Raw genomic sequence first — 22,935 nt, 5'->3', positions numbered from 1 at the left:
AGGGGTTCGACCTCATGCATGAGGGCAAGTCGATCAGGAGTGTCGTGGTTTATTGAGGGCGGCCACACGCCGCGGGCAACGGGCCCGCGACCTCTGTGGCCAAAAATGGGAGGAGAAAAGCATGGCGGAAAAACTGCATCCGAAAATCGACAATGGTCTGCCCAGGGAGAGTGCGAGCTTTACCGGCGGCACGCTGGTCTGCGCCTGTACCAGCAATCCGGTCAAGGTGAAGGTCAAGGGCCAGATCGCCCACAACCACGCTTGCGGCTGCACCAAATGCTGGAAGCCCGAAGGGGCGGTGTTCTCGGTGGTGGCGGTAGCCGGTACCGGCGACGTCACCGTCGCCGAGAACGGCGACAAGCTGAAGGTGGTGGACCCGAGCGCGTTGATCCAGCGCCATGCCTGCACCGGCTGCGGCGTCCACATGTATGGACCCGTCGAGCGCGACCATCCGTTCAAGGGCCTGTCCTTCATCCATCCCGAGCGCTTCGAGGAGGATGGCTGGTCGCCGCCGGGCTTTACCGCCTTTGTCTCCTCGATCATCGAATCCGGTGTCGACCCGAGCCGCATGGACGGCATTCGCGGCCAACTGAAATCGATCGGCCTCGAACCTTATGACTGCCTCAACCCCGGCCTGATGGACTATATCGCCACCTGGACCGCCAAGAGGTCGGGAGCGCTTCCGGCCTGACGACCATGAGATTTGAGGCATGGGGCCGGACGGGTTGCCGGCCCCATGCTCATTTGGAGAGACAATGCCCGCACCCGCCATCCTCGTCGACGCAGACGCTTGCCCGGTCAAAGCCGAAGTCGAAAAAGTTGCCGAGCGCCACGGCGTCGTCGTCACCTATGTTTCCAATGGCGGCCTGCGCCCCTCCCGCGACCCCATGATCCGCAATGTCGTCGTGTCCAAGGGTGCCGACGCCGCCGACGACTGGATCGTCGAAAACGCAAAACCCAACGACATCGTGGTGACCGCAGACATTCCACTGGCCGCACGCACGGTGGCGCTCGGGGCCCATGTATTGGGGCCGACCGGACGTCCCTTCACGCCGGAAACGATCGGCATGGCGGTGGCGATGCGCGACTTGAAGCAGCATTTGCGCGAGACCGGTGAAAGCAAGGGCTACAATGCCAGCTTCGCACCGCAAGACCGCTCGCGGTTTCTCGGCGAACTCGACCGCATCTTGCGGCGCGCTCTAAAATCCGCCACACCGCAGTAGAAGCCCAGCGCCATTCGGAACCATCATGGCCGCCGAAATCCCCTCCAGCACGCCCATGCACCGGCACATGCTGTTCGCGGTGTCGGCTTGTGTCGGCGTCTTTGCGCTTCTGCTGGCGTTGCTGCTTCACGCGCCGCTCGCTTATTCGATCGGCGCCAACGCCTTTTTTGCCGCCTATGTCACGCTGGTTGTCGCCCAGATGCCCAAATTCACCGGCATCTATCTCAGCAAGAATGCGCGTGACACCGACCAGCCTGTGCTGGTCATCTTCGCCGTCACGCTGGTCGTCGTCGGCGTTGCCATCACAGCATTGTTCCAGTTGATCAACCAGAAAGGCAGTTCGAACGCGATGGAGCTCGGCTTCGCGCTGCTGTCGATTCCCCTCGGCTGGTTCACCATCCACGCCATGGCGGCATTGCACTATGCGCATGTGTACTGGATGGACGGCGACCTGGTCGATGCCGGAACCAAGAAGAAAATCCCGGTCGGCGGCTTGCTGTTCCCCGGCGACAAACGGCCGGAAGGCTGGGATTTTCTGTACTTCTCGACGGTCATCGGCATGACGGCGCAGACCGCCGACACCAACATCTCGACAACCCATATGCGCCGCGTCGTGCTTGTTCATTCGATCCTGTCGTTCTTCTTCAACACGGTCATCGTCGCCGCCGCCGTCAATCTCGCCGTCAGCCTGGGCGGCCCTTGAGCTTCGATCTGATATTTTCGTGATCGATGAAACATCGGCTTGGCTGGCGACGTATCAGGAGGAGAATGATGCAGACAGCGGCCGCGCCGGATGGAACGGCCAGGAAGCGAGACCAGATGGAATCGGTTGCCATGAACCAACCCGCCGCCAGCGCGGACAGTGACGCTACGAAGGCCACGACATTGATCTACCGGCAATCGGCCTGGACGCGGCTGACGCACTGGCTGTGGGCCATCTCGCTCTTCTTCATGCTGCTTTCCGGCCTCCAGATCTTCAACGCCCGCCCGCAGCTCTATCTCGGCAAGCAGTCCGGCTTCGACTACAACAACACCGTCTTCGCTATCGGCGCCGAGAATACGAATGCCGGGCCGCGCGGCTATACCGAAATCCTCGGACACCGCTTCGACACGACCGGCGTGCTCGGCTGGTCTGGGCCGGCAGGACAAGAGACGCCCCGCGCTTTCCCGTCCTGGGCGACGATCCCGTCATACTACGACCTCGGCACGGCACGCGTCGTGCATTTCTTCTTCGCCTGGGTACTGACGACGACGCTGCTTGTGTGGCTGGTCGCCAGCCTGGTCAACGGCCACATCAGACGTGACCTCGCCCCTCGCCTGGACGATCTCAGGCGCCTACCGCAAGATATCGCCAATCACGCCAGGCTGAAATTCCACCACACGCGCGAATACAACACGCTGCAGAAAATGGCCTATGGCGGCGTGCTGTTCGTGCTGTTGCCGCTGATGATCCTCACGGGGCTCGCAATGTCGCCAAGCATGAATTCGGTGCTGCCGTTCCTCAACGACCTGCTCGGCGGCCGGCAGACGGCGCGCACCATCCATTTCACCGTCATGGTGCTGCTGGTCGCCTTCTTCACCATCCATATTCTGATGATCGTCGCCGCCGGCCCGATCAACGAACTGCGCTCGATCGTCACTGGATGGTATCGGACCGATCCGCCGGCCCATCACGCAAAATCCTCCGAAAGGAGCGCCTGACATGGCAAAATTCGAGATCAACCGCAGGAAATTCCTGACCGCGGCCAGCCTTGGCCTTTCCGGCATCACGCTTTCCGGCTGCGATGCTTTCGACAGCCAGCTCGGCGTGGGCGACGGCCTGCGCAGCTTCCTCGAAAACGCCAACGATCTCACACATCGCGCGCAACGTCTGCTCGCGGGCCGCGATTCGCTGGCGCCGGAGTTCACTGAAGCCGATGTCCGCCAGCCGATGCGCCCCAACGGCGTGACGTCACCCGACGACGATACCTACAAGGCCCTGCTCGCCAACAACTTCGCAGACTGGCGGCTGGAGGTTTCGGGTCTGGTCGAAAAGCCGCTGTCGCTGACCCGCGAGCAGCTCATGAACATGCCGAGCCGAACGCAGATCACCCGCCATGACTGTGTCGAAGGCTGGAGCTGCATCGCCAAATGGACGGGCACGCCGCTCTCGCTGGTGCTCGACCAGGCGGTGGTCAAGCCGCAGGCGCGCTACGTCATGTTCCATTGCCTGGACACGATCGACCGCAGCCTGTCGGGCGACATCAAATATTACGGCAGCATCGACCTCATCGACGCCCGCCACCCGCAAACGATCCTGGCCTACGGCGTCAACGGCAAGCCGCTGCCGGTCGAGAACGGCGCGCCTCTGCGTGTCCGGGTCGAGCGCCAGCTCGGCTACAAGATGCCGAAATATCTCTACAAGGTCGAGTTGGTCGACGGCTTCGCCGCCGTAGGAGGCGGACGTGGCGGTTATTGGGAAGACAACGGCTACGACTGGTATGGCGGGATCTGATCGCAATCGGCACGCTGCCGCCATTTTATTTTGCACGTCGCATGCAGGTGACAATCCGTCGTTGACGGGCTATGGATGACGAGTCGAGGGCTTTTGCGAGCCCTACCTGTTTGCGGGAGAGAGCAGCGAGAGCTGTCGCCGAAGGGGAAATCGCCCGAAATCTCTCAGGCAAAAGAACCGTAGACGGGAAAGACACTCTGGAAAGTCGGGGCCTGCCCCCGCGCCGAAGGTGTAAGCGCTGCCGACAGAGTTACGGGGCGCGAGTCTCTCAGGCTTCAGACAGAGGGGCACGGACTGGTCGCCATTCGCGACCGATTGCGTGCGACTCTGGAGAACACATGACGGGCGACACCAAACACCTTCCTCTCGAAGACATCCACGCAGCTGCCGGTGCGCGCTTTGGCGCCTTTGCCGGCTGGTCGATGCCGCTGACCTACCCGGCCGGCGTCATGAAGGAGCATCTTCACACCCGCGAACATGCGGGCCTGTTCGACATCTCCCACATGAAACTGTTCAGGGTCAGCGGGCCGGGCGCGATTCCCCTGCTCAACCGTGCCTGTCCGCTCGATGCGGGCGCGCTCGAAATTTCACAGTCGAAGCTGACGTTTTTCCTGAACGAGGCCGCGGGCATCCTGGACGATCTGATCGTCACCCGGCTGGGCGATACCAACTTCATGGTCGTCGCCAATGCCGGCAACGCGATCGCCGACGAGAAGCATTTGCGCGAGCTTGCGACCGACTTCGACGTCAAGGTCGAACCGCTCGATCGGGTCTTCCTCGCCATCCAGGGTCCCGAGGCCTGGGCGGCGCTTTCCCGCGCCGGTATCGAGACCGGGTCGCTGCTGTTCATGCATGGCATTGAACCGCGAGAGAACTGGTTCATGAGCCGGTCCGGCTATACCGGCGAGGACGGCTTCGAGATCGGCCTGCCGGAGGCAGACGCGCGCGGTCTCGTCGCGAAACTGCTCGAAGACGAGCGCGTGCTATGGATCGGCCTTGCCGCCCGTGACAGTCTGCGGCTGGAAGCCGGCCTGTGCCTACACGGCCAGGACATCACCACGCAAACCGATCCCGCAAGCGCGGCGCTGATGTGGGCCATCCCGAAGGACATCCGCGCCAACGGCACTTTCATCGGTGCCGACACGCTGCGCGCCGCCGTCGAGCGCGGCTCCGCCCAGAAGCGCGTCGGCCTGAGGCCGGATTCCCGCCAGCCGGTGCGCGCCGGCGCCACGCTCTTCGATGCCGACGGCAATCCCGCCGGCCACGTCACCTCGGGCGGCTTCGGTCCGTCTGCCGGCCATCCCGTCGCCATGGGTTATGTCCCGACACCGCTGGCAAAACCCGGAACTCGGGTTTTCGCCGACGTGCGCGGAACGAAGATACCTGTCGACGTTTCTTCCCTGCCCTTCCTCCCGCATCGCTACCGCAAAGGATAATTTTCAGATGGCAAAGACCTATTTCACCGCCGATCACGAGTGGCTCAGCGTCGAGGGCGGCATCGCCACCGTCGGCATCACCGACTACGCGCAGGAGCAGCTGGGCGACCTCGTCTTCGTCGAACTGCCGGAAACAGGCAAGAAGCTCGCCAAGGGCGACACCGCCGTCGTGGTCGAATCCGTCAAGGCGGCCTCCGACGTGTACGCGCCGGTCGACGGCGAGATCACCGAGGCCAACGCGATGCTGTCGTCCGACCCGTCGCTGGTCAATTCGGCGGCGACCGGCGCCGGATGGCTGTGGAAAATGAAGCTTGCCGACGAAAGCCAGCTCGCCAGCCTCATGGATGAGGCCGCCTACAAAGCCCATATCGGCTGAAATCAGGACGCATTGACATGACCGCAGCACCCTACCCCTTCTCGGCCCGCCATATCGGACCCGGCATTGCCGATGTGAGAGCCATGCTGGCCGTCATCGGCGTGCCCTCAGTGGAGACGTTAATCAGCCAGGCCGTGCCGAGATCGATCCGCCTCGACCAGCCGCTGTCCCTGCCCGCGCCGGCCAGCGAAGCCGAAGCGCTGGCCGAATTGTCGGCGACCATGGCCCGGAATACGGTTCTGAAGAGCTTCATCGGCGCCGGATATCACGGCGTGCACGTGCCGCCGGTCATCCAGCGCAACATGTTCGAGAACCCGGCCTGGTACACGGCCTATACGCCCTACCAGGCGGAGATCAGCCAGGGCCGCCTGGAAATGCTGTTCAATTTCCAGACATTGGTTGCGGAACTGACCGGCCTGCCTGTGGCATCGGCTTCGTTGCTCGACGAAGCGACAGCGGTCGCCGAAGCGATCGGCATCGCATTGCGCCATCACCGCGACAAGCGCACCAAGGTGGCTCTCGCCGGCACGCCGCACCCGCAGACGCTGGATGTGGCGCGCACCCGCGCCGAGCCGCTCGGCATCGAGATTGACGGCGAGACGATCGACGACAACACAGCCGCCCTGCTCGTCTCCTGGCCGGACACTTTCGGCGTCTATGGTGATCACAAGGCGGCCATCGACAAGGCGCGCGCGGCCGGCGCTCTGGTCGTCTTCATCGCCGACCCGCTCGGCCTGACACTGACCGACACGCCGGCAAGGCTCGGCGCCGACATTGCCGTCGGTCCAATGCAGCGCTTTGGCGTGCCGATGGGCTTTGGAGGCCCGCACGCCGCCTACTGCGCGGTTGCCGACAAATTGACCCGATTGATGCCCGGCCGCCTGGTCGGCCAGTCGACCGACAGCAAGGGCCGTCCAGGCTACAGGCTTGCCCTACAGACGCGCGAGCAGCACATCCGCCGCGACAAGGCAACGTCCAACATCTGCACCGCCCAGGCGCTGCTTGCCAACATGGCGACAGCCTACGCCATCTGGCACGGCCCCGCCGGCCTTCAGGCAATCGCCGGGCGCATCCACGCGCTGGCCAGCCGCCTGGCAGCCGGGCTCAAGGCGGCAGGCTTGCCGGTGATCGGCACGAGCCGCTTCGACACGGTGACGGTGGAGACGAAGGGAAAGGCCGCGCAGATTGCCGCCGCCGCCGAAAAGGGCGGCCGGCTTCTGCGCGTCGTCGATGCCGACCGTGTCGGCATCGCCTTCGACGAGACCTCTGACGAAACCGACCTGGAAGCCATTGCCGCCTTGTTTGGGGCCAAGCCAAGCGCGGAGGCCGCCGCCACCACGCCCGGCAAGCCGCGCGGCAAGGAGTTTCTCACCCAGCCCGTCTTCCACGAGAACAAGTCGGAAACCGAGATGATGCGCTTCCTACGCCGGCTGGCCGACAAGGACCTGGCCCTCGACCGCGCGATGATCCCGCTGGGGTCCTGCACCATGAAGCTCAATGCCGCGGCCGAGATGATGCCTGTGAGTTGGCCTGAAATCGCCAACATGCATCCCTTCGCGCCGGCCGCGCACTCGGCAGGCTACCGCGCCATGATCGACGATCTGGAAGGCTGGCTTTCGGAGATTACCGGCTTCGATGCGGTAAGCCTCCAGCCCAACGCCGGCAGCCAGGGCGAATATGCCGGATTGCTGGCCATCCGCGCCTATCACCGCTCGCGCGGCGAGGGCCATCGCACGGTCTGTCTGATCCCGTCCTCCGCGCACGGCACCAATCCGGCGAGCGCGGCGATGGCCGGCATGAGCGTGGTCGTCGTTCGCTGCCTGGAGGACGGCAATATCGACATGGACGACATGAGGGCCAAGGCCAACGAGCATTCCAGGAATCTCGCGGCGCTGATGTTCACCTATCCCTCGACGCATGGCGTCTATGAAGAGGGCGCGCGACATCTCTGCGCCCTCATCCATGAGCATGGCGGCCAGGTCTATTTCGACGGCGCCAACCTCAACGCTCTGGTCGGCCTCGCCCGCCCGGGCGACATCGGCGCCGACGTCTGCCACATGAACCTGCACAAGACCTTCTGCATCCCCCATGGCGGCGGCGGCCCGGGTGTCGGCCCGATCGGCGTCAGGGCGCATCTGAAGCCCTATCTGCCGGGCCATGTCACCGAAGGCTCCGCGCATGCCGTGGCCGCCGCCCCTTTCGGGAGTGCCTCTATCCTGCCCATCACCTGGATGTACATCCGCATGATGGGCGCTTCCGGCCTGAAGCAGGCGACCGAGACGGCGATCGTTTCGGCCAACTACGTCGCGACGCGGCTCGCCCCACACTTCCCGCTCCTTTACAAGGGCAGGAGCGACCGCGTTGCCCATGAGTGCATCCTCGACACCCGCGTGCTCAAGGAGAGCGCCGGCATCAGTGTCGAGGACATCGCCAAACGGTTGATCGACTACGGTTTCCATGCGCCGACCATGTCGTTCCCGGTCGCCGGCACGCTGATGGTGGAGCCGACCGAATCCGAGCCCAAGGGCGAGCTCGACCGCTTCTGCGAGGCGATGATCGCCATCGCGGGCGAAGCGGCCAAGGTTGCGAGGGGCGAGTGGCCCCTGGCTGACAATCCGCTGGTCAATGCGCCGCACACCGCCGCGGAGGCGCTGGCCGGCCAGTGGAGCCATCCCTATTCGCGCCTGGAAGCGGCCTACCCCGCCGGAGACGCCGACATGGCGGCGAAATACTGGCCGCCGGTATCGCGCATCGACAATGTCGCCGGCGACCGCAACCTGGTCTGTTCATGCCCGCCGCTGTCGGACTATTTGGGCGCGGCCGAATAGTCTCGCAAACTATGCTGAGCGCAAGGCCGGCTTGATCGGCTCGGCCTTGCCCATCCTTTTGTGGCTGACGACGCAATTGCGGCCCGCGCGCTTGGCGGCATAGAGCGCTGCGTCCGCCTCGGCCAGCACCTCGCCGAGGCTGTTGCCGTTGGCGCCGCCAAAGCCGATGCCTCCGCTGACAGTGCTGCGCAAGGGACCGTGGGAGGTCGCAACGATCTCGGTGCCGAAGGCGACGCCGATCTTGCTTGCGAGCTCGTAAGCCCTCTCTTCGGTCACCCGGGACATGACGATCGCGAATTCCTCGCCGCCGAGACGAAAGGCGTCGACGCCCGTTCTGGCATATTTTCTGATGACTGCGGCGAAGCGGCACAGAACCTGATCCCCCACCGGGTGACCATAGATGTCGTTCGTCTTCTTGAAATGATCGAGGTCGAACATGACGACAGCCATGAACGGACCGAAGGCACGTTCGCCATGGAGCGACATCAATCCCCGGCGGTTCATCAGCCCGGTCAACGGATCGGTCATCGTCTCGGCCTTCAGCTCGATCTGCGCCTGCAGGTGATGCAGGGAAAGCGTCAATGCGCCGAGACCGGTCATGCAGGCCACGGCCACGACCGAATTCAGGCGTTCGGCCCAGTTATCGGGGGCTGCCCCGAGCGTCCATTGCCCCTTGGCCACCAGGACGACCGCGCAAAGTGCAAACGACACCGCACAGGTGCCGCCTAGGAACGAAACCACCAGCAGGATTTTGCGATCATGACTGCCGTTGAGCCAGAACATGGTTCCGATCGCCGAGAGCAGCACAGTCACCGTTACATAGGTAACGATGAAGCCTACCCCGTCGAGACCGAGGGAAGTCACCGCCGCGCAGATCGTCATGGCGGCCAATGTCGGCAAAATGGCACGCCGGTAATCCGGCACGCCGAGATACTGCATGGCCGAGAGGCAGATGACCAGGAAACCGAGGCTGAGCAATGCAAGCGCGACCTGGCAAAGCAGCGGATCAGGCTCCTTCGTGTATCGCCAGAACAGGATGACATGCACAACGAGCACGAGAATGCCGCACCCCACCGTCAGCACGAAGCTGGCCCGGGGCGCGGCGAACCAGATCGCGAACATGGTGATGCTGAGGCAGATGCCCGACAGCGCGGCTGCGAGCAGGAGCGAACTGAAATCCAGCATATTGGGCGGGGGTTCCCTGAGCGTCGGCCTTACCGCTGCATTCTAGGTCAACGACAGCCATCAGACATGATTTTCAACTGATCTTCCGGCTGAGACCTTCGGATAGAGTTTACAAAGCGTCGACGCCGAGTGTCCCAAAATCGTCCTCGCGACGATCGTGGCCACCAGACAGCCGTCAGCCCTTGTTCAGGAGGGCAAGATTGGCATCGACGACCGTGGGGTCGGCCATGCCGGCCTTGGCTTCGAGCAGCAGCGCCCTTGCCTTTTTCCTGTTGCCGCGCAGCAATTGCGAATAGCCCATATTGTTGACGATCTGCGGCTTGCGCCCGGCGACCTTGAGCAACTGATCGTAGGCACGATCGGCGAAGTCGAAGCGGCCGAGTTCGTCATAGGAAGCGGCGAGGCCCATCCAGGCTTCCGGATTGTCGGCCTTCAACTCGACGGCCTTGCGGAAATGCTGTTCGGCAAGACCGTAATTCGCGTCGCGAAATTGCGCCTTGCCTTCCGCCAGATCGGATGTGCTGACGTCCTTCGCGGCCGGTTGAATGCCGGTGGTTTTGGTGGTGTCGACGCCACTCGTCGTACAACCAGACATCATCAAGACGGCCGCCATCGCGGCCATTGCCGTGAAATTACTGTGACGCATGCCCCTGCCCCATCGCCCGGTTTTTGCCGGGTCGTTCTTCAGGAAACACACTATACCGAAGCAATTAAACTTAGGTGCCGAAACGCCGCCAAAATTAGGCCTTGGGTACACCACCTATTAACCACCAGGCCGCAACGCCTCAGCCATGGCCAGCGGCGTTCTCACGGTTCCAGGGCCTTGAGCCCCGCCGGAACCGTATACCGGCTGCCGTCATAGCGCAGCCGGTAGGTTTGGCTCACGGACTTGCCGGGATGGGACTGGCACTCGCCATTGTTGTCGGGCAACGGATTGTCGGTGTCCATCCGTTCGACCACCACCATGTCGTGGTAGCCATGATGTTTGGCCGGGCTCATCGCCAGGCTCACCTGACTGGTATGGAAGGATCCGGCGCAATTGGTATCGCCCTCGCCGCCATTGCCGGCCACGACCAGGCCATCGAGAACCATCCGCAGGGCATCGTTGTCGATGGCATAGAGCCGCAGGTCGATTTCACTGAAAGGGTTAGGCAGCGAATTGTTCGCCATTTCGATGCGCAGGCCGAAGGCGGAGACATCGGGCGCCAGCGCATACCGGCCGGTATCGAGTTCGACCTTGCGGATGGCGATGGCATCATCATTCATCAGCCCGGGCTGCAGCAGGCGCTGGCGCACCTGCCGGCTCTTCCTGTCGATGACCAGAAGCTCGATATCGCCGGCATGCGCGTAGTCGCTGGGTTGCGAGCTGTCCATCAGCGGCACCGCGACCAACAGCAGGTCGTCATGGGCGGGCCATATCTTGCAGACCAGCCCCGGCGGGTCGCCAAATGCAGACGTCAGGGCGATGCTGGTGTAGGGTTCGAGCGTGAACGAGGCACCGTCAGCGCTTTTGCGGGCGTTGGGATAGGCCTGCTGCACCAGGGCAGCGGCATCGCCGCAATCATCGGCCGCAGCCCAGGCGGGCGACAGACTGGCCCCGGCAAGGCCGAGGACGAGCAACAGCATTCGCATGGACTTCTCACTCATTTACGGACTTCGCAGGTCGCTCAGGCCGGCCTCACTGAATATCAGCAAATCCTAGTGGCCGGTCATTTTGACGATGATCGGAATGACCGCGATCATCAGCACCACCGGCAGGATGCAAACCACGACCGGCACCGACATCTTGGCCGGCAAGGCATGCGCCTTTTCCTCGGCCAGCGACATGCGCTTGTGGCGCATCTCGTCGGAAAAGACGCGCAGCGCCCCCGACAGGCTGGTGCCAAGCTCCTTGGACTGTTGCAGCAGCGTGGCGAAGGAGCGCACCTCGTCCAGGCTCAGGCGATCGGCGAGCGCCTTCAGTGCATCGTCGAGGCCGCGCCCGGCCCGCAACTCCAGCGACACGAGCTGCAGGTTCTGGCTGAGCGACGGGTAGGTCTTTGCGAGTTCCTTCGAGACGCGCTCGACGCCCGCTTCCATGCTCATGCCGGCATCCGAACAGACGATCATCAGGTCCATGAAATCGGGGAAGCCGTTGCGGTATTCGCGCATCTTTTCCCGTATCTTCTGGGTCAGCACCAGCCCTGGCAGGAAATAGCCGGCCACGCCCGACAACACGACGAAGGCCCAGCGGCTGGTCACCGTGGCGTCGGGACTGGCCATCCAGCGGTTGAGCACGAAGACGGCGAGCGCGATGCCCACCATCGCCGTGAAACGGATGAGGAAGAACATGCCGACGGCGCGCGGCTCCATGTAGCCCGCCTGGATGAGTTTCAAGCGCAGGCGGGCGACATTTTCCGGATCGCTCTTGGCGTAGAACTCCTGCGCCTTCTTCACCGCCTTCTCGCGAACGACACCGGTATTCTTCTTCTGGGCCGGTTCCGGCCTGGCGGCCACTGGACCCTCGTCGACCTTGAGTCTGCGCCTGACTTCGTTGCGATCGCCCTTTGCCACCACCATCGGCCAGGCAAAAGCGGCAGCGCCCACGGCCAGCAGCAGGACAGCCACCGGCATCAGCGAGGTCGGCGCGAGCGAGGCGAGGAATTCGACGACCTTCTGCATGTCAGAATTTGAAGTTCGACATTTTGAACATGATCAGATTGCCCAGCATCAGCCAGGTGACCGAGCCACCAACCATGTACCACGTCTTAGGCACGCCCCAGACGTCGCTGTAATACCCAGGCATGAATGCCATGATGGTCGTGAACAGCAGCGCCGGCACGGCCGTCAGGATATAGGCCGACAGACGGCCTTCGGTTGAAATGGCGCGCACCTTGCGGCGCAGCTTGCCGCGTTCGCGGATCGTCGTCGACAGTCCGTCGAGGATTTCGCGCAGATTGCCGCCAGAACTCGTCTGGATCGACACGGCGGTGACGAACAGCGGCAGATCCTCATGGCCGACCCTGTCGAACAGCGAATTCAGCGCCGAAACCAGATCCGAACCAAAGGTCACCTCATCGGCAATCACGCCGAACTCGGTGCCGATCGGGTCGGGCATTTCGCGCGACACCATGGCGATGGCCACCGGCACCGGATGGCCGGCCTTGAGGCCGCGCGTAATCAGTTCCAGCGCTTCCGGCAACTGCATGCCGAACCGCTTCAGCCTGCGCTTGCGCATGGAGCGCATCGCCATCACCGGCAGCACCGGCACCACGACGACAAACAGAATGGCGCCCATCAGCAGCGGCAAGCCATACCAGATGGCGACAAGGGCCGCTGCCAACGCCATCCCCGAAGTGATCATCAGGAACTTCGAAAGCGGCATGATCATGCCCGACTGAGCGCGCAGCGCGCGAAAACGGTCAGGCGAGAACAGCGACGTGCCCGCATCGAGACCACGCTCCTTACGCAATTGGATCAGCACCTGTTCCTGACTGATCCTGTTTTCCTGCAGCTTCATGCGCCGGTTTATGGCGGTGCGCCTGTCGCTGCGGCCGGCATAGAGCAGGTAAACGGCCTCGGCGATCATGATGCCGGTCAATGCAGCCCCGGCATAGACGACATAGATCGCGCTGAACCCATCCAACACCTGGTTACTCCTGCGGCCGGCCGGGTTCGAAATAACGCCCGGGAAACTCGATGCCCATGGCGCGAAGATCCTCCAGGAAGCGCGGCCGGATCCCGGTCGCTTCGAAATGGCCGAGGATCGTGCCATCGGCGTCCATGCCGGTGCGCACGAAGCGGAAGATCTCCTGCATCTGGATGACGTCGCCTTCCATGCCCGTCACCTCGGCGACGCTCGTCACCTTGCGCTTGCCGTCGGAGAGCCGGGTCAACTGGACGATGATGTCGATGGCGCTGGCGATCTGGCTGCGGATCGACTGCACCGTCATCGGCATGCCGGTCATGCCCAGCATCTGCTCGAGCCGCGAAATGGCATCGCGCGGCGTATTGGCGTGAATGGTGGCCATCGACCCTTCATGGCCGGTGTTCATGGCCTGCAGCATGTCGAAGGCCTCCTCGCCGCGGCACTCGCCGAGGATGACGCGATCAGGCCGCATGCGCAGCGCGTTCTTGACGAGGTCGCGCTGCTTGAGCTCGCCATGGCCTTCGATGTTGGCCGGCCGGGTTTCCATGCGCGCGACATGCGGCTGCTGCAACTGAAGCTCCGCCGCGTCCTCGATGGTGATCAGCCGCTCGTCCTCGGGAATGAAGGCCGACAGCGCGTTGAGCATGGTCGTCTTGCCGGTACCGGTGCCGCCCGAAATGATCGTCGTCTTGCGGGCATGTACTGCCGCAGCAAGCACTTCGGCCATGTTCTGGGTGATGGCGCCGAATTCGACCAGCCGGTGCAGGCCGAGCTTGTTCTTGGAAAATTTGCGGATCGACACCAGCGGCCCGTCGACCGCCACCGGACGGATGGCGGCGTTGAAACGCGAGCCATCCAGCATGCGGGCGTCGACCATCGGCTGCGATTCGTCGACGCGGCGGCCGACCGCGGCAACGATTTTGTTTATGATTCTAAGCAGATGCGCCTCATCCTTGAACGGAATGTGGACCTGCTGCAGCTTGCCCTTCTTTTCGACGAAGCAGTTCTGATGGCCGTTGATCAGGATATCGTTGATATCGGGGTCCTTGAGCAGCGGCTCGAGCGGGCCGAGCCCGACCATCTCGTCGACGATGTCGTCGACCAGGGCATCGAGTTCGACGGTGTTGATCGCCATCCGCTCTTCGCGCGTCTTTTCCGACACGAAATCATGCACCTGCCGGCGCATCTCGTCCCTGGGCAGCCGCTCCAGCGCGACAAGATTGATCTCCTCGAGCAGCAACCGGTGGATGCGCACGCGCGCATCGAGCACCTTGTTGGCGCTCTTGCCCGGCACGGCTTCGACTTTCGCCGGCAAGACCTTCCGGCTCGTCGGGATGACGACCGCGTGGTGCGCAACCGCCGTCGGCTCGGCGGAGCGCTGCGGACGCGCATCGCGGTTCTGCAAGGTGGAAAAGCGGCTGCTCATCCGGCCTTCCTCTTCAAAAGGCTCTTGCCGAAGCCGAACAGCGATTTCGATTTGCCCGGCGCCGCCGCCACTTCCTCCGGAAGGATGATCCTCTTGAGGTCGTTGACGACGTTGGCATTGGCATCGATCTCGTGCAGCGGCACGCCGCGATCGACGGCCTCGCGCACCAGCCGGTAATTGTTGGCGATGCCGCCGACGAAATGCTCGCCGAGGATTTCCTGGACGTCCGCCTGCTTGATGCCGCTGTCAAACATCTTCTGCTCGAAACGGTTGACGATGACGTTCGGCTTCACTTCCTTGCCGGCGGTCTCGTAGACCGCCTGGATCAGGCGTTGCGTGTGGCGCAGGCACGGTACCGTCATTTCGGCGACGATGTAGAGCTTGTTGGAGCCGAGCAGCACCGTCTCCGTCCACGGAAACCAGGTGCGCGGCATGTCGATGACGACATTGTCGAAATAGGCCGAGACGAGGTCCAGCATCCGCACCACGACATCGGTCTTGAACGAGCGCATCTCCGCCGGCTGCGTCGGTGCGGCCAGAACACAAAGCCCGCTGGCATGCTTGGACAGCATCACGTCGAGCAATTGCCTGTCGAGACGCTCCGGCTGGTTCTCGATTTCGGTGATGTCGAAACGCGGCTCCAGGTCGAGATATTCGGCGCAGGCGCCCTGCTGGAAATTGAGGTCCACCACGCAGGTCGAGGCGCCGCGCGTCACTGAATGATGCAGCTGGAACGCGGTCTGCAAAGCCAGCGTCGTGGTGCCAACGCCGCCAGCCGCGGGCATGAAGGTGTAGATCTGCGACTCGGTGTTTTCCTCGCGCCCCGGCCCTTGCAGCGCACGCACCACCGAACGTACGAGATCGGCCGTGGTGATCGGCTTGACCAGGAAATCCGCGACCTTGAGCTGCACGAGGATGCGCGCGGCGGCGGCGTTGAATTCCTGGGTGACGACCACGACCGGCGCCTTGCCTTCCAGCCGACGCATGACGCGTTGCAGCGCATCGATCTCCTCAAGCTTCGCTGCGTCCATATCGACGATGATCGCGCCGAGATCGGCCTCCTGGACCTCGCCGCGAAGTTCGGTGATGTTCTTTTCCACCGTCGAGAGCTGGATGATCTCCGAGGCGGCAAACGCCGTCCGGGTGTCCTGCGCGAAGGTTCTGTCCGTCGATATGAGCAGGATTTTCCTGGTCTTGATGCGGTTTGCCATTACTTGTCAGCCTATGATCTCGGATCAATTGTCGGCGCTGGCTTGCGATGCCTTGGCGCTGGCCGCCTGCTCGGCGGTGGCGGGTTCCGTGCTGCCGCGCTGGGCAGGCACGAGAAGCCTGGTGTTCTGGACGCCGTATTTCCAGGGATCAACCATCTGCATGACGGTGTTGGCGGCCTGGGCATCCCCGGCGCCGCTCGTCACGCCTTCGCTGCGCACATAATCGTCGCTCGTGCAGCCGGCGGTGAAGCCGGCAAGCAGCAAGGCGACGCTCGAGCTCAAGACCAGACGCATGGCTTCAGTCCTTCGGCAGGTCGAGGAAATGCCCGACTTTGGTGGCGGGAGCGGCACGCGCGGCGCTGCCGTCAGCCAGCGCCAATGCGCGATTGGTGTCCGACGCCCTCACCTCCTCGGTGTTGTTGAGAAAATAGTCGACATTGCTGGCAGGCTGCGTGCCATCGGTCGGCTCGGCCATTTTCTTCGATGGATCCACCGGCTTGACCAGGTAAGGCGTGACGATGATCACCAGGTCCGTCTCGCGCCGCTGGTAGGATTTCGACGAGAACAGGGCCCCGAGCACAGGCATCTTGCCGAGGCCCGGTATGCGCGAGGTGGTGATGTCGTTCTGCGACTGCAGCAGCCCCGCGATCATGAAGCTCTGGCCGTTCTTCAGGTCGACCGACGTCCTGGCGCGGCGCACGATGAAGCCGGGCACCGAGATGCTGCCGATATTGTAGGAAGCCGACGCGTCGATCGAGGAGACTTCCGGCGCGATGTCGAGGCTGACCAGCCCGTCCTTCAGAACGGTGGGCGTGAAATCCAGGCTGACGCCGTACTTCTTGTAGCTGACGGAAATCTTGCCGTTGTCTTCGGAAACCGGGATCGGAAACTCGCCGCCGGCCAGGAAGCTCGCCGTCTCGCCGGACCGGGCGATCAGGTTCGGCTCGGCCAGCCGACGAGCCAGGCCGCGCTCTTCCAGTGCCTTGATGGCGATGTCGATGGAAACGCCGTTCGACAGCAGCTTGCCGATGATCTCGCCGGTCCCCGCCGGCTCAATGGTGCCGGGAGCAATCGTAACGTCGCGTCCGCCCATGCCATAAGCGAAATTGGCACTGTATTTGGCGCCGAGATCCTGCCCCGCCTGGCGGTTGATCTCGACGAAGCGGACATTGAGCTGGACCTGCTGCGAGGACGAGATGTTGACCGAATTGATCACCTCCTCATTGCCGGAGAAGCGGGTGGCGATCTTGTTTGCCTTTTCGGCGGCGACCGCGTCATCCGCCTCGCCCGACAGCACGACGCGGCCATTGGCGGAGCCGACCTTGATCTTGGCGTCCGGCACGCTGGCGCGGATGGTGTCGGCCAACTGGTCGGTATCGAGCGTCACTTCGATGTCTACGGTGCCGACGAGCTGCTTGTTCTCGTCGAACAGCGCAATGCCAGTGGTGCCGAGATTGTTGCCCAGCACATAGAAGGATTTGTCGGTCAACGGGTTGACGTTGGCGATCTCCGGATCGCCGATGACGATCTGGTAGAAGGCCGCGCTCGTCATGATCGTCTTTGGCTTGCCCTTGGCGACCTTGATCGAGGCGTTCTTGGTCGCCGAGACATAGACGATGTCGTTGTCCGCCCTGGCCGGGCCGGCGAAGATGCCGGCCGCCGCCATCGTCACCGCCATCGCCATCGCCTGCGCGACGTGCAACCGGCCTGTCGTTCGATATTGAAGTTGCCTGAACATTGTTCCCGTCCCGTCCGGTCCCCACCGGTCCTGCTCTGGTTCCACTCAGGAACCTGATATTCCTATTTCTGGTCCCGCGCAGGAACCTGATATTCCTCGGCCGTCGTTCCACGCGTCACGATGACCGTCTTGAATTTCGGCTTCTCAGGCTCCTTTGCCATGGCGTCGAACAGCGAGCCGGCCGCGGCCTGCGCCTTGCCCGCCACCGATCCGCCAAAGGAGGAGATGGTGGTGACACCGTCCTTGCCCTCGCCGCCCTCGCTGGCGGAGCGAAGCGACAGCGACAGCGTGCCGACAGTGCGGGCCAGCGCCACTTTCTGCGCGCCTTCGGTGGTCACCTCGATGGTTATGGAATTGGCCACCTGCGGCGTCGTTTGGCGCTCGTCGGCGCCCTGCCCGACGCTCAGCACCTTCGCGTCGGCAACGACGATCTCTGAGGTGATGGTCGAACCGGCGGCGCCTTGCGCATTCTTGGCCACTTCCTGGATTTCGCCGGCATCGCGCGTCAGCACGACATCGACCCGGTCGCCCGGCGTGACGAAGCCGCCGACGCCCGCGATCTCGTCGGTGCGGATGGTGACGGCCCGCATGCCGGGCGTCAGCATGTTGGAGAGCGTGGCGCGGCCATTCGGGCCGGACAGCTTTGTAAGCAGCACCGGTTCGTTGACCTCGATCGGCGACAGCACCACGCGGTTGCCGTCCCCGAGCAGTCCATCGATGGTGGCGAAGGCGCCCTGCGGCAGCGAATCCTGCGGCCACGGAATTTCGCTGAGTTTCGCGCGGTCGAGATCCATGCCGTACCGCAACGGTGCATTCGCCACCACGATGGTCTTGAATTCGACCGTCGGCGCGGCGGGCGCCGCGATCGACGCGGTTTTCTCCTCGGCGTCGGCCCTGGCCTGGCGCTTGACCCAGAAATCCGCGGCAAAGATCGAGATCGCGCCGAAAACGGCGGCGATGCCGATCATCGTTATGGCCTTGCCCCTCACGCCCAAACCCCTGATGCCCGTAGTTTCTTGTTATGTTGGCTCACGCTAGGCGGCATTGTTAAAGAATCAGGAATCTTCTCGCTGGCTATCCGCCTGATTTCCGCCGGCTTGGTTATCGAATGGTTTTAGGATAAGAGGGGGTTAATCCCCGAACGTAACAGGAACCTCCGTCGCTTGGCGCTGAAAAGCGTGGCAGTATCGGCGGGTGATTCGCAGCTTGGGCTCTATGGCAGGCATGGACGACAACAACGATCTTTTCGGCAATCTGGAGAAGCAGCCGCAACCGGTTCGCACACCGGCGCGTCCGGCCGATCCGCTGGTGCAGGCGGCAGCCAAGCGTCCGGCGGCGGCGTCTCGTGACGGCTCAGAGGGCTACAGCGCCGCCGATATCGAGGTACTCGAAGGCCTGGAGCCGGTGCGGCGCCGTCCGGGCATGTATATTGGCGGCACCGACGACAAGGCCATGCACCATCTGTTCGCCGAGGTCATCGACAACTCGATGGACGAGGCGGTTGCCGGCCATGCCACATTCATCGATGTCGAGCTTTCGGCTGACGGCTTTCTCACCGTCACCGACAATGGCCGCGGCATTCCCGTCGATCCGCATCCGAAGTTCAAGAAGCCGGCGCTCGAAGTGATCATGACGACGCTGCATTCGGGCGGTAAGTTCGATAGCAAGGTCTATGAAACCTCGGGCGGCCTGCACGGCGTCGGCGTCTCCGTGGTCAATGCGCTGTCGGATCATCTCGAAGTCGAAGTCGCGCGCGGACGGCAACTTTACCGGCAGCGCTTCTCGCGCGGCATTCCGGTCAGCGGCCTCGAGCATCTTGGCGAAGTTCACAACCGGCGCGGCACCAGGACCCGTTTCCACCCCGACGAGCAGATCTTCGGCAAGGGCGCCGCGTTCGAACCGGCGCGGCTCTACCGCATGACGCGCTCGAAAGCCTATCTGTTCGGCGGCGTCGAAATCCGCTGGACCTGCGATCCCTCCCTGATCAAGGAAAAGGACACCACTCCGGCCAAGGCCGAATTCCATTTTCCCGGCGGCCTCAAGGACTATCTGAAAGCGTCGCTTGGCGACGAATTCCAGGTGACGCGCGAAATCTTCGCCGGCAAGAGCGACAGGCAAGGCGGCCATGGCTCGCTGGAATGGGCAGTGACCTGGTTCGGCGGCGACGGCTTCATCAACTCCTACTGCAACACCATCCCGACCGGCGAAGGTGGCACCCACGAGGCCGGCTTCCGCAACGTCTTGACGCGCGGCCTGCGCGCCTATGCCGACCTCGTCGGCAACAAGCGCGCCTCGATCGTCACGTCGGAGGATGTCATGATCTCGGCGGCGGGCATGCTGTCGGTGTTCATCCGCGAGCCTGAATTCGTCGGCCAGACCAAGGACAGGCTGGCGACGATCGAGGCGATCCGCATAGTCGAGACGGCGATCCGCGACCCGTTCGACCATTGGCTGGCCGACAATCCGCAGGAAGCGTCGAAGCTGCTCGAATGGGTTATCGCACGCGCCGACGAGCGGGTACGACGCCGCCAGGAAAAGGAAGTGTCGCGCAAGAGTGCGGTGCGCAAGCTGCGCCTGCCGGGCAAGCTTGCCGATTGCACGCAGAATGCGGCCGCCGGCGCCGAACTCTTCATCGTCGAAGGCGATTCGGCCGGCGGCTCTGCCAAGCAGGCGCGCGACCGCGCCAGCCAGGCGGTGCTGCCGCTGCGCGGCAAGATTCTCAACGTCGCCAGCGCCGGCAACGACAAGCTGGCCGCCAACCAGCAGATTTCCGATCTGATCCAGGCGCTTGGTTGCGGCACGCGGTCGAAATACCGCGACGAGGATCTTCGCTACGACCGCGTCATCATCATGACCGACGCCGACGTCGACGGCGCTCACATCGCCTCGCTGCTGATCACCTTCTTCTACCAGGAGATGCCGAACCTGGTTCGCGGCGGACATCTCTATCTGGCGGTGCCGCCGCTCTACTCGATCCGGCAGGGCGGCAAGGTCGCTTATGCGCGTGACGACGCGCACAAGGACGAATTGCTGCGCACCGAGTTCACCGGGCGCGGCAAGGTCGAGATCGGTCGCTTCAAGGGCCTGGGCGAAATGATGGCCGCGCAGCTCAAGGAGACCACAATGGACCCGAGGAAGCGTACGCTGCTCCGGGTCGATGTGATCGATGCCGAGGCCGCCACCAAGGACGCGATCGATGCGCTGATGGGCACCAAGCCGGAGGCTCGTTTTCGGTTCATCCAGGAACGCGCCGAATTCGCGGAAACGGAAGTGCTGGATATCTGAGCGCAGGCCGGTCGATCAAGGCTTGCGGAGACGCGCGTGTGAGCTGGCAACGGCTGAAAGACTATTTCGAAGCGGCTCTTGCCGGGCTGACACAGCCGACCCGGTCGGACTGGATCTTCGCCTTGCGCACGGTCTCGGCCGGCCTGATCGCGCTTATGGCCGCCTACGCCCTCAAGCTCGATCACCCGCAATGGGCGATGATGACGGTGTTCATCGTTGCCCAGCCGGTCGCCGGCATGGTGTTGGCGAAAGGCTTTTATCGGTTGCTCGGCACGCTGGCGGGCGGTGTTGCCGCAATTGCCATCGCCACTGTCTTCGGCACGAATCCCTGGGTGCTGGTGACGGTGCTTGCCCTATGGATCGGCCTCTGCACCTTCGTCTCGTCGCTGCTGCGTAACCCGGAAGCCTACGGGGCGGCGCTGGCCGGCTATACCGCGATGATCATCGGCTTGCCGGCGTTTGGCCAGCCGCATCTCGTCGTCGACCTCGCGGTCGCGCGCTGTGCCGAGATCGTACTCGGCATTGTCTGCGCCGGCCTGACCAGTCGGCTGATCCTGCCCAAATTGGCCAGCGAGGCCATCATCTCGCGGCTGAAGCGCAGCATTCTCGACCTTGCCACCTATGCCGGCGGCGCCTTTTCCGGTGGCGACACGGCAATGCTTTCCGGCCTGCACCGGAAGCTGGTCGCCGACACCCAGACGCTCGCCGAGATGCGCGCCTATGCCAGGCTGGAGGCCCCGAGCTTCGCGCCGCGCGCCCATCCGGTCCGGCGCACCATCGGACAACTGCTTTCAGCCCTGTCCGCGGCCCGCGCGCTGCATTCACACGCCGCACCGAAGAACGCGGCGCTCATTCCGGTGCGCTCGGAGCTGCAAGCCCTCGTCACTGAAATGGCGGCGACGCCGGGCGCGCTCGACGACACGGCGCCCTGGCTGGCACGGCTCGACGCGATCGGCGCCAAAGCGACGCAGATGCCCGACGCCTTGGCCGACCAGGACGGCGACAGAGTCGGCACCGTCACCCGGCTCACCATCGCCGCCGATTTCGCCGAAGCGCTGAAGCAGACGCTGCGCGGTCTCGATGCCTTGCGTGCGCCCGTCACGCGGCCTTCACGCGAACGCAGCCCCCCGGCGCTGGTTGTACATCGCGACTATCACGGGGCGAGCCGCAACGCGATCCGCGCGGCACTTGCAACGCTGCTGGTCGCCGCTTTCTGGCTGACGATGAGATGGTCGGAAGCCGCCGGCACGGTCATTCTGGTCGCCGTCGTGTCGAGCTTGTTTGCCGCCCGCCCCGATCCGGTGCGGGTAGCCTGGGGGTTCTTCCAGGGAACGCTGTTGGCTCTGCCCTTTGCCTTTCTCGTCGGCCAGATCGCGCTTCCCGTTTTTCCTGGTTTCGGCTGGTTCATGCTGTTCGTCGTACCGATCCTGGTGCCGGCGGCGCTCGCCATGGCCAATCCCCGCTATGTCGGCGTGGCGACGGCCTTCGCCATCAATTTTCTTGCTTTCCTCAGCCCGCACCAGGCGATGACCTACGACCCGGGCCCGTTCTTCGCCGGCTCGGCCTCGATCCTGGTCGGCATCCTTTTGGCAATCGGCGTCTTCATCATCGTGCTGCCCGCCGACCCATGGCTCGCGGCGCACCGCATCGTGCGGGCCATGCGCGAGGATCTGGCGCGGCTTTGCCTGCACGAGCGCGTGCCGCGGCGTTCAGCCTTCGAGAGCCTCGCCTATGACCGCATCAACCAGCTGATGCCGCTGGTCCAGACCAGCGGCAGGAAGGGTGAAGCGGTTCTGGGCGGCAGTGTCGCCGCCGTCACCGTCGGTCTGGAGATCCTGCGGCTGCGTGCCGCGCAGCAGGCGCACGCCGTTCCGGCCGAGACGTCGCTTTCGATCGCCAACTTCCTGCGTGGACTGGCACGCGAACTGCTCTTCCGCGCCCCGGGCGACCCGCAGACAGCCACCATTGCCGTCGCCCGGCAGTATGCCGCCGGCATCGCCCAGCGAAACGCCACTGGTGAAATGCTCCAGATTGCGGCGTCACTACGGATTGTCGCGGCGGCGATGGAGGATTTTCCGGATTTTTTTTCCAGGGGCAGAGCTTAG

The 22,935-nt window shown here is 63.6% G+C and carries 20 protein-coding genes and 1 riboswitch; of the genes, 10 read left to right on the top strand and 10 right to left on the bottom strand.

Features of this window, described 5'->3' with window-relative positions:
* The first annotated feature begins 121 nt into the window (after positions 1 to 121).
* The 8 genes from gfa (at position 122) to gcvP (ending at position 8,357) form a co-directional block, all read left to right on the top strand.
* Positions 122 to 691, top strand: coding sequence for an S-(hydroxymethyl)glutathione synthase (gfa, locus tag FJ986_RS23845; RefSeq protein ID WP_140665063.1), 570 nt, complete (start codon positions 122 to 124; stop codon positions 689 to 691).
* A 64-nt stretch (positions 692 to 755) separates the two neighbouring features.
* The gene (locus FJ986_RS23840) at positions 756 to 1,223 is read left to right on the top strand and encodes a YaiI/YqxD family protein (RefSeq protein ID WP_140495857.1); all 468 of its coding nucleotides are present in this window, start codon (positions 756 to 758) and stop codon (positions 1,221 to 1,223) included.
* 25 nt (positions 1,224 to 1,248) lie between these two features.
* Positions 1,249 to 1,926 carry a DUF1345 domain-containing protein gene (locus tag FJ986_RS23835; RefSeq protein ID WP_140633496.1) on the top strand — a complete coding sequence of 226 codons (678 nt, stop codon included), beginning with the start codon at positions 1,249 to 1,251 and terminating at the stop codon, positions 1,924 to 1,926.
* A gap of 116 nt (positions 1,927 to 2,042) precedes the next feature.
* Positions 2,043 to 2,924: a cytochrome b/b6 domain-containing protein gene (locus FJ986_RS23830; RefSeq protein WP_140564213.1), complete on the top strand. Its 882-nt coding sequence runs from the start codon at positions 2,043 to 2,045 to the stop codon at positions 2,922 to 2,924.
* 1 nt (position 2,925) lies between these two features.
* Positions 2,926 to 3,717, top strand: coding sequence for a molybdopterin-binding protein (locus FJ986_RS23825; RefSeq protein ID WP_140623433.1), 792 nt, complete (start codon positions 2,926 to 2,928; stop codon positions 3,715 to 3,717).
* Between the two features lie 103 nt (positions 3,718 to 3,820).
* Positions 3,821 to 3,907, top strand: a riboswitch (glycine riboswitch).
* A gap of 148 nt (positions 3,908 to 4,055) precedes the next feature.
* The gene (gene gcvT / locus FJ986_RS23820) at positions 4,056 to 5,153 is read left to right on the top strand and encodes a glycine cleavage system aminomethyltransferase GcvT (protein WP_140623431.1); all 1,098 of its coding nucleotides are present in this window, start codon (positions 4,056 to 4,058) and stop codon (positions 5,151 to 5,153) included.
* A 7-nt stretch (positions 5,154 to 5,160) separates the two neighbouring features.
* A complete protein-coding gene (gene gcvH, locus FJ986_RS23815) occupies positions 5,161 to 5,529 on the top strand; it encodes a glycine cleavage system protein GcvH (RefSeq protein WP_140623429.1) in 369 nt (122 codons plus the stop codon).
* A gap of 17 nt (positions 5,530 to 5,546) precedes the next feature.
* Positions 5,547 to 8,357: an aminomethyl-transferring glycine dehydrogenase gene (gene gcvP, locus FJ986_RS23810; RefSeq protein WP_140623427.1), complete on the top strand. Its 2,811-nt coding sequence runs from the start codon at positions 5,547 to 5,549 to the stop codon at positions 8,355 to 8,357.
* Between the two features lie 9 nt (positions 8,358 to 8,366).
* Here the strand turns inward: gcvP and FJ986_RS23805 are convergent, their stop codons facing one another.
* The 10 genes from FJ986_RS23805 to cpaB all read right to left on the bottom strand — a co-directional run bounded on the left by FJ986_RS23805 (position 8,367) and on the right by cpaB (position 18,534).
* Complete coding sequence (locus FJ986_RS23805; RefSeq protein WP_140495851.1) at positions 8,367 to 9,542, bottom strand: diguanylate cyclase; 1,176 nt, start codon at positions 9,540 to 9,542, stop codon at positions 8,367 to 8,369.
* A gap of 175 nt (positions 9,543 to 9,717) precedes the next feature.
* A complete protein-coding gene (locus FJ986_RS23800; protein ID WP_140623425.1) occupies positions 9,718 to 10,188 on the bottom strand; it encodes a tetratricopeptide repeat protein in 471 nt (156 codons plus the stop codon).
* 161 nt (positions 10,189 to 10,349) lie between these two features.
* Entirely contained in the window at positions 10,350 to 11,168 is an 819-nt protein-coding gene (locus FJ986_RS23795) for a hypothetical protein (protein WP_224681051.1), read from the bottom strand.
* 72 nt (positions 11,169 to 11,240) lie between these two features.
* Entirely contained in the window at positions 11,241 to 12,203 is a 963-nt protein-coding gene (locus tag FJ986_RS23790; protein ID WP_140648880.1) for a type II secretion system F family protein, read from the bottom strand.
* A 1-nt stretch (position 12,204) separates the two neighbouring features.
* Positions 12,205 to 13,170, bottom strand: a complete 966-nt coding sequence (locus FJ986_RS23785) for a type II secretion system F family protein (protein ID WP_140648879.1) — start codon at positions 13,168 to 13,170, stop codon at positions 12,205 to 12,207.
* A gap of 4 nt (positions 13,171 to 13,174) precedes the next feature.
* Complete coding sequence (locus FJ986_RS23780) at positions 13,175 to 14,596, bottom strand: CpaF family protein (protein WP_140564048.1); 1,422 nt, start codon at positions 14,594 to 14,596, stop codon at positions 13,175 to 13,177.
* Entirely contained in the window at positions 14,593 to 15,807 is a 1,215-nt protein-coding gene (locus FJ986_RS23775) for a response regulator (RefSeq protein WP_140555359.1), read from the bottom strand. Before FJ986_RS23775 ends, FJ986_RS23780 begins: the two co-directional genes overlap by 4 nt.
* 24 nt (positions 15,808 to 15,831) lie before the next feature.
* The gene (locus tag FJ986_RS23770) at positions 15,832 to 16,101 is read right to left on the bottom strand and encodes a hypothetical protein (RefSeq protein ID WP_140555357.1); all 270 of its coding nucleotides are present in this window, start codon (positions 16,099 to 16,101) and stop codon (positions 15,832 to 15,834) included.
* A 4-nt stretch (positions 16,102 to 16,105) separates the two neighbouring features.
* The gene (locus tag FJ986_RS23765) at positions 16,106 to 17,491 is read right to left on the bottom strand and encodes a type II and III secretion system protein family protein (protein WP_181167416.1); all 1,386 of its coding nucleotides are present in this window, start codon (positions 17,489 to 17,491) and stop codon (positions 16,106 to 16,108) included.
* A 116-nt stretch (positions 17,492 to 17,607) separates the two neighbouring features.
* Positions 17,608 to 18,534, bottom strand: coding sequence for a Flp pilus assembly protein CpaB (gene cpaB, locus FJ986_RS23760; RefSeq protein WP_246671066.1), 927 nt, complete (start codon positions 18,532 to 18,534; stop codon positions 17,608 to 17,610).
* A 235-nt stretch (positions 18,535 to 18,769) separates the two neighbouring features.
* Between cpaB and parE the strand changes: the two genes are divergently transcribed.
* Complete coding sequence (gene parE, locus FJ986_RS23755) at positions 18,770 to 20,830, top strand: DNA topoisomerase IV subunit B (protein ID WP_140517037.1); 2,061 nt, start codon at positions 18,770 to 18,772, stop codon at positions 20,828 to 20,830.
* 38 nt (positions 20,831 to 20,868) lie between these two features.
* Positions 20,869 to 22,935, top strand: coding sequence for an FUSC family protein (locus FJ986_RS23750; protein ID WP_140675959.1), 2,067 nt, complete (start codon positions 20,869 to 20,871; stop codon positions 22,933 to 22,935).

The organism is Mesorhizobium sp. B1-1-1 (genome assembly GCF_006442955.1).
Taxonomy (GTDB): Bacteria; Pseudomonadota; Alphaproteobacteria; order Rhizobiales; family Rhizobiaceae; genus Mesorhizobium.
The sequence above is the reverse complement of the archived record's forward strand: the minus strand, read 5'-3'. Positions and strand labels throughout refer to the sequence as shown.